We start from the raw sequence: 11,533 nt of genomic DNA on the forward strand, positions 1-11,533 counted from the left end.
CACTTCGTAGAACGGCTCTGAGTGGTTGAATTCGGTACAACGGTACGCGCTGCTTGGTGACAGATTTTCGACGCGATCACAGTTTGGCTTGAACCAAGGGAACACCATGTCGATTGCGCCGGAAGGCAGCAATGTTTCAAGGTGTGAACCCCAGTCGTTAATAAAGATCAAGCTATAGTCCTGATCTTCGTTGCCCAAGGTCATTGAACGCTCGACCATGCGGGTGATCATACCGCCACCTGGCAGGTCTTCGTCAGTGAAAGGCGCATAACCGGACGCCGTTGCAATCCGCAGTGCGCGGTTTGGTTCAGATGTTGTTGGCGCTGGTGCGGTTGACGTGGCAACCACGCGTGCGGTGCCAGAAGGAAGTGATCCGTCAGCACATGGGATTTTCAGAACCTGACCAACTTCAAGCCGGTTCGGGCTATCCAGAATATCAGTGTTTGCATTGAAAAGTGACTGGAAACCACCAGCGACGTCAGCCGTTGATGCAATGACGCTCAGGGTGTCGCCACGGACAACCGTATAAGAAGAACACTCTTCTTGGGCTTGCGCTTGATCGGTACCGATCATCATAAATCCAGCGGCAGCCGCAAAAACGGCAGCAAAACTTGTCGAACTCGTAAATACCAACTTCTTAATTGTGACTTTTTCTGTAACAGCTTTAAGCGTTGACATAGATCTTCCTTCCAAATGTCGGTTTCTTCATCCTGCACTATCCACCACAAAAAGGCGAAATGTTGACGAAATAGGGACTATTGTAGAAACAATGAAAGATCGCCATTTTACCGCGCGACATGCAGTTTTTGCGTGCCTTTCAAAGACAAGCCTTGCAGCCTGCGCATTAAGAGCCACATTGTATCGCGACATAAACACGCAGGATCGGAACAAAGATGACTGACACCCCCGCTTATACGCCCCCGAAAGTCTGGACATGGGATAGCGAAAGCGGCGGCAAATTCGCCAGCATCAACCGCCCCATCGCGGGACCGACCCATGACAAGGACCTGCCTGTTGGCAAGCATCCTTTGCAGTTGCATTCACTGGCGACCCCGAATGGCGTCAAGGTCACTGTCATGCTCGAAGAGCTCTTGGCGGCAGGTTACGGCGCTGACTACGACGCTTGGCTGATTAACATCCAAGAGGGCGACCAGTTCAGCAGCGGTTTTGTTGATGTGAACCCCAACTCCAAGATCCCTGCCCTGTTTGACAAACAAACCGGCGTGCGGGTTTTTGAAAGCGGCGCAATCCTGCTGTACCTCGCCGAGAAATTCCGCGCGTTCCTGCCGCGTGATCTGGCCGTGCGCACTGAGACGCTCAACTGGTTGTTCTGGCTGCAAGGCTCTGCCCCCTATCTTGGCGGCGGCTTTGGCCACTTCTATGCCTATGCCCCAGAAAAGTTCGAATACCCCATCAACCGTTTCGCAATGGAAGCCAAACGCCAACTTGATGTCCTTGATCAACGACTTGAAGACAGCGAATATCTAGGTGGCGATGACTATTCCATTGCCGATATGGCGACGGCCCCGTGGTATGGTGCTTTGGTCAAAGGCCTTGTCTATGATGCGGCAGAGTTTTTGGATGTTGAATCTTATGCGCATGTGAACCGATGGGCCAATGACGTGATGAACCGCCCCGCTTACCGCAAAGGTGCGATGGTAAACAAAGCATGGGGCGAGCCAGCAGGCCAATTGCGCGAACGCCATGACGCGGATGATTTCAAGACCCAGACGTGGGACAAGATCAAACCAGCCGACGCAGATTAGCACCGCGTCCGTTTCGAATGGAATATAGTGTCGCCACCACCTTGTAACGTCGCGCGCGCATACTTCTCTAATACTGGGAAATGAGGGTGCAATGGTGACTTATCTTATACTTGGTTTGGGGTTCTTGGGCCTGTTTCTTGGTGGTGACTGGTTGGTCAAAGGGGCCAGTGGAATCGCTGCGCGCTTTGGCGTTGCACCGATGATCATCGGTCTGACGATTGTTGGGTTTGGAACGTCAACACCGGAACTACTGGTGTCTGTGACTGCGGCGCTTGGCGGGCAACCGGGGATCGCGGTTGGCAACGTCGTCGGGTCCAACATTGCCAACATACTTCTTATTCTGGGGCTTGCCGCCATTATTGCCCCCGTCGCGGTCGCCTTTATCGACGTGCGCCGCGATCTTTTCTGGATGATTGGGGCTACGATCGTTCTTCCCGTGTTGTTTTGGTCCGGTGCCGTTGGCGTGATTGAAGGCGCAGTGTTGGTGACGGCTTTGGGCACATACTTGTTTGTGAGCCTGCGCAATGCCTCCCAAGCGCCAGCCGACATTTCCCAAAACAGCAGTCTCGCCCGCAGTGGGCTATCTTTGCTTGCAGGTCTTGTCGCCGTTGTTCTAGGTGCGCATTTTCTGGTCCAAAGCGCGACAATCATCGCGCGGGATTTCGGCGTGTCCGAAGCGATGATTGGGCTCAGCATTGTGGCGATTGGCACATCCCTTCCGGAGCTCGCGACAACCGTGATGGCCGTGATCCGTGGTCAACGTGATATTGCCGTCGGGAACGTGATCGGATCGAACATCTTTAACATACTCGGCATCCTTGGGATCACTGCATTGATAACCCCAATTCCGCTTGCGCCCCGGTTTTTCGCAATCGACACGCCTATCCTGATCGCTATCACGCTTGGCGTCGTTTTGGTCATCTGGAAGTTGGGCAAGATCAACCGGACAACGGGAATTCTGATGTTGGCTGGATATGCCGCTTATATTGTTGGCACCGCTAAATTATGAGGACAGGCAAAACCCGCATTACCGCCCCACTGAAAGAAAGTTGCGAAAAGACGCCATTTTACGACATTTTCTCCAACCGGGCGGTTGACCCCCCTTTTGCGCCGCACTAATGTCACCGGACACAAAGGATGTCTAATGACACACGTCGTACTACTTATTAGAAATATGCGCATGGGCCGGTAACGGTAAGATCCATAATGATCCCATGCGCCCCCGACACAATCGGGGGTTTTTTTGTGACCAAGAGAAACCAAAGCGATAGGACGCGAGAACAATGAGCAAATCCATGACGGGCGCAAGAATGGTCGTACAAGCACTGATTGATCAGGGCGTGGACACAGTCTTTGGATACCCAGGTGGCGCCGTCCTACCGATTTATGACGAGATTTTTCAGCAAAACAGCATCAAGCATGTTCTGGTTCGCCATGAACAAGGCGCTGTGCATGCCGCCGAAGGCTATGCCCGTTCGACTGGCAAACCCGGTGTTGCATTGGTGACATCAGGTCCCGGTGCCACGAACGCCGTAACAGGTTTGACGGATGCGTTGATGGACAGCATTCCGATCATCGTTCTGACCGGACAGGTTCCAACATTCATGATCGGTTCTGACGCCTTTCAGGAATGCGACACTGTCGGCATCACCCGCCCCTGCACCAAGCATAACTGGCTGGTCAAAGAGACTGACAAGCTAGCCGCCGTCATGCATGAGGCGTTCCATATCGCCACATCAGGTCGCCCCGGCCCAGTTGTCATCGACATCCCTAAGGACGTGCAGTTCGCCACCGGAAAATATACCGAGGCGCGGCAGGTCGAGACGCATTATAACCCCCAAGTGAAAGGTGACATGGAAATGATCACCGAGCTGGCGATAGCGATGGAGACCGCAAAGCGGCCTTTGTTCTACACGGGCGGCGGCGTCATCAACTCTGGTCCTGCGGCCAGCCAACTGCTGCGCGAATTGGTGGCAGCGACAGGTTTCCCGATCACATCGACCTTGATGGGCCTTGGGTCCTACCCTGCTTCTGGCGACAACTGGTTGGGCATGCTGGGCATGCACGGCCTGTACGAGGCCAACATGGCGATGCACGATTGCGATCTGATGATCAACATCGGCGCACGATTTGATGACCGGATCACAGGCCGCTTGGATGCATTCAGCCCCGGTTCCAAAAAAGCGCACATTGATATTGATGCGTCCTCAATCAACAAGGTCATCCCCGTCGATATCCCGATTTTGGGTGATGTCGCGCACGTCCTTGAGGATCTGCTGAACGTCTGGAAATCACGCGGTCGCAAAACCAACAAAGAAAGCGTCCAAAAGTGGTGGCACCAGATTAATGACTGGCGCAAAGTCGACTGCCTGTCGTTTGAGCAGCAAGGCAAGGTGATCAAACCACAATACGCCCTGTCCCGTTTGGAAGCGCTGACCAAAAAGCACGACCGCTATATCACAACCGAAGTTGGCCAGCACCAAATGTGGGCTGCGCAATACCTTGGCTTTGAAGATCCGAACCGTTGGATGACATCCGGTGGCTTGGGCACGATGGGGTACGGTTTTCCGGCGTCCATCGGCGTGCAAATGGGTCATCCCGATGCATTGGTCATTAACGTCGCTGGCGAAGCATCTTGGCTGATGAACATGCAGGAATTGGGCACCGCGATGCAGTACAACCTGCCCGTTAAGCAGTTCATTTTGAACAACGAACGCTTGGGCATGGTCCGACAGTGGCAGGAACTGCTGCATGGCGAGCGGTATTCATCGAGCTGGTCAGAATCATTGCCTGATTTCGTGAAATTGGCCGAAGCATTTGGTGCCAAAGGTATTTTGTGCAGCGATCCTGCCGATCTGGACGATGCGATCATGGAAATGCTGAACCATGACGGTCCCGTCTTGTTCGACTGCTTGGTTGAAAAGCACGAGAACTGCTATCCGATGATCCCGTCAGGCAAGCCGCACAATGAAATGCTGCTGCGCGACAGCGTAGATGTGGGCAAAGCGATCAAGTCTGATGGCGCAGTGATGGTGTAAACCACCATTTTGACCGATTGATACGAATACTTAGATAAAAGGGACATCTCATGTCACCGCTCAAGATCAAAAAAGGCGCAACCAGCCATTCGGCCTACGACCTGCGTCCGACATTCTCTGACAAAGAAGAACGCCATACGCTGGCGGTTCTAGTTGAAAACGAACCGGGTGTTCTCTCCCGCGTCATCGGCCTATTCGCTGGTCGCGGTTATAACATCGACAGCCTGACCGTGGCCGAGGTGGACCATTTAGGTCACCGTTCGCGGATCACGATTGTTACAACAGGAACGCCGCAGATCATCGTTCAGATCAAGGCGCAACTGGGTCGTTTCGTGGATGTTCATGCCGTCAATGACCTGACCGTCGAAGGCCCTTCAGTCGAGCGGGAATTGGCATTGTTCAAAGTCAGCGGCTTGGGAAACGACCGGATCGAAGCGATCCGTCTGGCCGACATTTTCAGAGCAAGTGTGGTCGATAGCACCTTGGAATCATTCGTTTTCGAGATTACCGGCACACCCGAAAAAATCGATGCCTTCGCAGATCTCATGCGTCCGCTTGGTTTGCAAGAAATCGCGCGCACTGGCGTTGCGGCACTGTCGCGTGGCGCGGTCGCTTAAGTTAATCCCCCGCACCAGGGCAACGGTGCGGGGGATCCTATGATTTAGCCTGGTAGAATACCGGCAGTGACGCCAACGGCAATTTCGTCGGCGTCCAACACACCATCACCAGATGTATCAAGTCCGGCGAAATCATCTTCGGACATTTCTGGCATGACGGCCTGAAGCTCAGGCAGGCTATACATCCCGTCGCCATTAATATCGATCGCGGCGTCTTGTGCGAAAGCGGGCACCACCAGTGCTGTTAGCAAGGCAAATGGTGCGATCAGCGTCATAGTACGTGTCATTTTCGTTCTCCTATAAGGATATAATAAGGGCATTGTCGCCCTCAGGGAAACAATTGGGCGCATGACGTTCCCTTTTCCATCCCAGTGTTCTCTTTTGCATAAATGCGGCGTCGCATCGCCAAATTCAAGCACCTTGATCAGCAAGACCGTGCTTGCGGTCTATGCGTATCATCAAATCGGCAAAACGGCACCGATACGCGGACCTGTTTCAGGCGATCCTCTGCCCTTGCCGCCGTTCGCACATGTCGCTGTCAGAAACGCCGCGGTCGCGGTTAGGCGACAAGAATGCGCGCGATTCTGTTAAAAGGAGCAACAATCCGAGGAGGTAGACATGGCCCAACACATCGCAATGAACACGCTCGACGCGGTCCGCAGGCCGATCGAAACCGCCAATGGGCTGCCGAATGCGCATTATGTTGACCCCGCCGTTTTCGAAGTCGAAAAGCATGCGGTCCTTTTTGCCAATTGGTCTGGATTGGCTGTGACTGCTGATGTTCCCGAAAATGGTGACGCCAAGCCGATTGAATTCTTGGGCATCCCCCTGTTGTTGATCCGCGACCAAAAGGGCCAAGTGCGGGTGTTCCAAAACATCTGCCGCCATCGCGGTATGATCCTGGTGAGCGAGCCTAAGAAGATCGAAGGTGCTATCCGCTGTCCGTATCATTCATGGTGTTACAGCACCGAAGGCCGTTTGGTATCGACACCGCATGTGGGCGGTGCTGGCCACAATACGCATGACGCGATTGATAAATCCCTGCTGGGCCTGATCGAAGTGCGCAGCCATATCTGGTTTGAAACCGTCTTTATCAATGTCGACGGGAATGCCGCCCCCTTTGAAGAAATCCATGCAGAGTTGATTGCCCGCTGGGCCGACTTCGACCAACCGATGCATCATGGCGGGGTTGACAGCACCTTTATGTTGCCTGTGAAAACCAACTGGAAACTCGCCGTCGAAAACTACTGCGAAAGCTATCATTTGCCTTGGGTGCATCCTGGTTTGAACAGCTATTCGCGCCTCGAAGACCATTATAATATAGATGAAAAGGGCAAGTATTCAGGGCAAGGCACGCTTGTTTACCGCCAGCTTACTGGCGAAAATGGCGCGGTTTTTCCGGATTTCGCGGGTCTTGACGACAAATGGACGACGGGCGGTGAATATATCACTGTCTATCCTAATGTATTGCTTGGTGTGCAGCGCGACCATACATTCGTCATTGTCCTTGAACCTGTCGCACAGACCCAGACCCGCGAACATATCCATCTATTCTATGCATCCCCCGAGACGGAAACGACCCTTCGGACAAAGAACGCCGCACAATGGAAAGACGTGTTCACCGAGGATGTGTTCGTCGTTGAAGGCATGCAGAAAGGCCGCAATGCGCCCGCATTCGACGGCGGCCGCTTTAGCCCCGCGATGGATGGGCCAACGCACTGCTTTCACGACTGGGTTGCTGGCAAAGTCGCAGACCACATCGCGGCGCAATGAACTCATTGCAAGATCGATTGCTGGCGGCCCACGCACGCGGTGATCGCAAGGCGTTGGTTGATCTGTATACAGAAGCGGCAGATATTACCGATCATCTTGATACGGCCTGTTTTTACATGACCCACGCCTATATTTTCGCGCTTGAGCTTGGCGATCCAGCGGCAGATGCGCTTTATCACCGCCTTAAGGCTCATGGTCGCGTCTGACCCCTTGCCCCTGCGCCCTACTCGGCCCACTTTAGGGGCAACCCCAAACAGGACGCAGACATGACCCCGCGCAAAATCATTATCGACACGGACCCCGGCCAAGACGACGCGGTTGCGATCCTGCTTGCCCTCGCTTCACCCGAAGAAATTGACGTGCTGGGCATCACGGCTGTTGCAGGCAATGTGCCACTCGCCCTGACCGAGAAAAACGCGCGGATCGTGTGTGAGTTGGCAGGCAAGCCAGATACTTTGGTCTTTGCGGGCTGCGATGCACCAATGAAACGCAAACTGGTCACGGCAGAACATGTTCACGGCAAAACGGGCCTAGACGGGCCGCAATTGTCAGCCCCAACAATGCCGCTGCAAGACCAGCATGCCGTTGATTTTATTATCGAAACGCTGCGCACAGAGCCCAGCGGAACAGTGACGCTGTGCCCGATTGGTCCTTTGACGAATATCGCGGTGGCGTTTGAACGCGCGCCAGATATCATCGCACGCGTGCAAGAAATCGTGCTGATGGGTGGTGCTTATTTTGAGGTGGGCAACATCACTCCTACGGCAGAGTTCAACATCTACGTTGATCCCGAAGCCGCAAAGATTGTTTTTGGCGCAGGGGTGCCATTGGTCGTTATGCCTTTGGATGTGACGCACAAGGCACTGACCACCAAACCACGCATCGATGCATTTCGCGCCATGAAAACACCCGTGGGCGATATGGTCGCCGCATGGACCGACTTTTTCGAACGCTTCGATATGGAAAAATACGGGTCAGAGGGCGCGCCACTACATGATCCCTGCACGATTGCCTATCTGATCGCCCCGCACTTGTTCGCCGGACGACACATCAACGTCGAAATTGAAACGGAATCCCCCCTGACACTAGGAATGACCGTGGCAGACTGGTGGCGGGTCACGGACCGCCCCGCGAATGCGTTGTTCATCAAAGACATTGCAGCAGAAGGGTTTTTCGAGCTGCTCGCAACACGGTTGGCGCGACTATGATGCATATTCCTTTTGATAATTCTTACGCGAAACTGCCGCCCCAGATGTTCACAGCGCAATTGCCAACACCTGTTGAAGCACCCAAGCTGATTGCAGCAAATGCGGAACTTGCGGCGATCCTTGGGATTGATCCCGCAGACGTCACAGGACCCGAAGCAGCACAGGTTTTCGCAGGCAATCATATACCAAACGGGGCCGCCCCGCTGGCCCAAGTCTATGCCGGTCACCAGTTCGGCAACTGGAACCCGCGTCTGGGTGACGGGCGCGCAGTCCTGTTGGGCGAGGTCATCGGCACCGACGGCGTCCGCCGCGACATCCAGCTAAAGGGCTCTGGCCCGACCCCCTATTCCCGCAGTGGCGACGGACGAGCGTGGCTTGGTCCAGTGATGCGAGAATACCTAGTCAGCGAAGCAATGCATGCGATGGGCGTGCCCACAACGCGCGCACTCGCGGCAGTGACCACAGGCGAAGATGTGTACCGCGAGGAAAGATTGCCCGGAGCCGTGATTGCCCGTGTGGCCCAAAGTCATATCAGGGTCGGTACGTTCCAATTCTTTGCGTCCCGAGGGGATTTGGCAGCGTTACACGCGCTCACCGATCATGTCATTGCACGCCATTACCCCGATGCAAATGGACCTGCAGAACTGCTGGACATGGTCATCGCGCGCTATGCCAAATTGATCGCGAAATGGATGGGCTTGGGCTTTATCCACGGGGTCATGAACACCGACAACGTGTCAATCGCCGGCGAGACGATTGATTATGGGCCTTGCGCCTTTATAGACGATTTTCACCCTGATTCAGTGTTCAGCGCAATTGACCAATACGGGCGCTATGCCTATGCCAACCAACCCGGGATCGGGGCGTGGAACATGGCGCAATTTGCAACCGCACTGATCCCGCTCATGCCAGACCGCGACCAAGCGATCGCGGATTTCACCGCAGCCGTGCACCGGATGCCCGCACTCTTCGAGGCAGAATGGCTTGCAGTTTTCGGGGCCAAGCTAGGGCTCGCGAACCCGCGTGAGGATGATCGCAAACTGATCACCGATCTGCTTGATCTTATGGCCAAAGACGGTGCAGATTTCACGAATACATTTGCATCGCTAGACACGGACACCGCACGCGATCAATTCCTGAACCGTGACGCGTTTGACGCATGGGCCGAACACTGGTCATTGCGCAAATCAGATAGCGCCGCGGCAATCATGACCCAAGCCAATCCGCAGATCATCCCGCGCAACCACCGCATAGAAGAGGTGATCGTGGCAGGCAAAACCGGTGACATGGCACCTTTCCATGCGTTATTGGCGGCAGTCACTGATCCTTACGCGTCCTTGACCGAAGCCACTGCCCCCTTTGCACGTGCACCCAGCAAGAATGAGCAGGTCACGCGGACGTTTTGCGGGACTTGACCGGGCGGTTGATCAGCAAAATCCCGATTGCAACAAGGACAAGTGCGGCAATCAAACTTGGGCCAACCTCTTCGCCCAAAAGTAGCCATCCCAATCCCACGGCAAGAACCGGAGATAGAAAGCTGAACGAGGCGACGCCAGAGGCAGGATAGATCGACAAAAGCCATAGCCAAAAGATAAAGCCCGCGCTGACGACGACGACAATCTGGAATAGCAGACCTGCAATATGGATCGGCTCTAGATCACGAATGAAGGGGCCGAAAAACAGCGCGGCGATCAACAAAAGCGGTGCAGATATGCCGACTTGCCACAAGAGTTGGATTTCAGGGCGCACCCGCGACAAGGACGACGCTTTGGCCAACATCGCCGTCACAGCCCACCCGATAGCGGCGCCCAATGCAGCTAAGTCACCCCAAAAACTGCCTGCGCCGTCGTCCCGCGTGAGGATCGCGATTGCGACGCCACCAAGCGCCAGTGCAAGGCCCACTGCTTTAAGCGACGTGATCTTGTCATCGGGCAAAATAAAATGCGCCATAATCGCTAGCCAAACCGGCATCGAATAGAAAATCACGCTTGCGCGGCTGACTGCCGTCAAATCAAGGGCGACAAACAGGCACATGAATTCAAAGGCAAAGACGCACCCTATCGCAAATCCTGCAACGCGCGTGCCGCGCTCGAACCGCAACGGAACACCGCGCCACCAGAGCCACAACAAAATGCATATGACCGCCCCCGCAGAGCGCACACCAGCAAAGAACACCGGCTGCAACCCGCCATTCGTCACTTTTATCACAACCTGATTGAAGGCCAGTAACAACGCAAAACTGGTCAGCGCCACGACGCCAAAAAGATCAATCTGTGTTTTCTTTTCCATCGACGCAGACGATGCTGCTTCGCGCGGACTGTCAAGCAGAACCAGTTTGAGTTTATCATCTTGCCCCTGAAACTCCCGCCGGAGGCTCCGACGCAGCAATCACGCAGATAGATTAGTTGCCAATCATCCATTCACCCTCGGGCCAGAACGCATGAAAGGCGAAGGCGAACATAACGTCGTGGGCCAAATCTTGCCCCGCAGTATTGCGGACGCGCACATTGCCGACCTCTTTACCTTGCCCGATCGATGCAGTGTCCAAAGCCGACGCCTGCCCTTCGGACCAGCTAAAGGTGATCCCGTTTTCCGTAAACGTGCCTTCGTCAGACAACCGTGTCAGCGGCCAAGCCTGATCGCCGACCCGGACAACCCGCGCCAAGGCGGGAATATCATGAGGCGGCATTTCACCGGAATAAAGAAACGGACGGTGCGAGCTATCGTAGCGCACATAGGGGTTCGCGCCATAATCGCGGCTAAACGCGGGCTGCTGCATCACAAGGCCTTCGGGGTTGCGGGTCGTGAATGCCTCCCAGCTTTCCATCCAACTGGGCAAAGTTTGTAATTCTGTTCCCGTCAAATCACCCACGATTGCCTCGCCAATCGCTTGCTGCCACCAGCTTTCGGTTTCGCGGTCAAACATGATCATATCGGAATTGCGCAGCTTGCCCGATACCCCGAAACTTAGCGTTCCTTGCGCAATGCGTCGGTCAAATGTGATCCCAGAATTGCACAGCGGACAAAAGGTCACTGCAACCGGAATATCGCCCACGACGTCATTCACGATCTCATGCCAGGTTAGATAGCGGATCGGATAAGCACGCGGGACTTCGCCCTCGATCTCTAAG

12 protein-coding genes are annotated in these 11,533 nt (G+C 54.6%); 8 read left to right on the top strand and 4 right to left on the bottom strand.

The genetic code is table 11. The features are described from left to right. Positions 1-678, bottom strand: a 678-nt coding sequence (locus QZ197_RS11550; RefSeq protein ID WP_296432125.1) for a LysM peptidoglycan-binding domain-containing protein, incomplete at its 3' end; no start/stop codon positions are given. 215 nt (positions 679-893) lie between these two features. Between QZ197_RS11550 and yghU the strand changes: the two genes are divergently transcribed. The 4 genes from yghU (at position 894) to ilvN (ending at position 5,421) form a co-directional block, all read left to right on the top strand. Continuing rightward, entirely contained in the window at positions 894-1,766 is an 873-nt protein-coding gene (yghU, locus tag QZ197_RS11555) for a glutathione-dependent disulfide-bond oxidoreductase (protein WP_296432127.1), read from the top strand. Between the two features lie 91 nt (positions 1,767-1,857). Further along, entirely contained in the window at positions 1,858-2,775 is a 918-nt protein-coding gene (locus QZ197_RS11560; protein WP_296432128.1) for a calcium/sodium antiporter, read from the top strand. Positions 2,776-3,049: 274 nt separating this feature from the next. Continuing rightward, a complete protein-coding gene (locus QZ197_RS11565; protein WP_296432129.1) occupies positions 3,050-4,804 on the top strand; it encodes an acetolactate synthase 3 large subunit in 1,755 nt (584 codons plus the stop codon). Between the two features lie 50 nt (positions 4,805-4,854). After that, positions 4,855-5,421, top strand: a complete 567-nt coding sequence (ilvN, locus tag QZ197_RS11570; protein WP_296432130.1) for an acetolactate synthase small subunit — start codon at positions 4,855-4,857, stop codon at positions 5,419-5,421. Between the two features lie 44 nt (positions 5,422-5,465). Here the strand turns inward: ilvN and QZ197_RS11575 are convergent, their stop codons facing one another. Continuing rightward, the gene (locus QZ197_RS11575) at positions 5,466-5,708 is read right to left on the bottom strand and encodes a hypothetical protein (RefSeq protein WP_296432131.1); all 243 of its coding nucleotides are present in this window, start codon (positions 5,706-5,708) and stop codon (positions 5,466-5,468) included. A gap of 331 nt (positions 5,709-6,039) precedes the next feature. On the opposite strand from QZ197_RS11575, the gene QZ197_RS11580 reads away from it, so the two are divergent. From QZ197_RS11580 to QZ197_RS11595, 4 genes are read left to right on the top strand one after another with little or no spacing between them, the layout of a single operon-like run. Next, positions 6,040-7,194, top strand: coding sequence for an aromatic ring-hydroxylating dioxygenase subunit alpha (locus tag QZ197_RS11580; RefSeq protein ID WP_296432132.1), 1,155 nt, complete (start codon positions 6,040-6,042; stop codon positions 7,192-7,194). Beyond that, complete coding sequence (locus QZ197_RS11585) at positions 7,191-7,400, top strand: hypothetical protein (RefSeq protein ID WP_296432133.1); 210 nt, start codon at positions 7,191-7,193, stop codon at positions 7,398-7,400. Before QZ197_RS11580 ends, QZ197_RS11585 begins: the two co-directional genes overlap by 4 nt. Positions 7,401-7,460: 60 nt before the next feature. Further along, positions 7,461-8,402, top strand: a complete 942-nt coding sequence (locus tag QZ197_RS11590; RefSeq protein WP_296432134.1) for a nucleoside hydrolase — start codon at positions 7,461-7,463, stop codon at positions 8,400-8,402. Next, entirely contained in the window at positions 8,402-9,817 is a 1,416-nt protein-coding gene (locus QZ197_RS11595) for a protein adenylyltransferase SelO (protein ID WP_296432137.1), read from the top strand. Before QZ197_RS11590 ends, QZ197_RS11595 begins: the two co-directional genes overlap by 1 nt. Here QZ197_RS11595 and QZ197_RS11600 read toward each other — a convergent pair. Further along, on the bottom strand, positions 9,792-10,691 hold the full coding sequence (locus QZ197_RS11600; RefSeq protein WP_296432135.1) for a DMT family transporter: 900 nt from the start codon (positions 10,689-10,691) through the stop codon (positions 9,792-9,794). The two genes, QZ197_RS11595 and QZ197_RS11600, sit on opposite strands and share 26 nt — an antisense overlap. 112 nt (positions 10,692-10,803) lie before the next feature. Next, positions 10,804-11,533: DUF3179 domain-containing protein (locus QZ197_RS11605; protein ID WP_296432136.1), on the bottom strand; the 730-nt coding region annotated here is incomplete at its 5' end.

This window comes from Yoonia sp. (assembly GCF_017854415.1).
In the GTDB taxonomy this organism is placed as follows: Bacteria; Pseudomonadota; Alphaproteobacteria; order Rhodobacterales; family Rhodobacteraceae; genus Yoonia.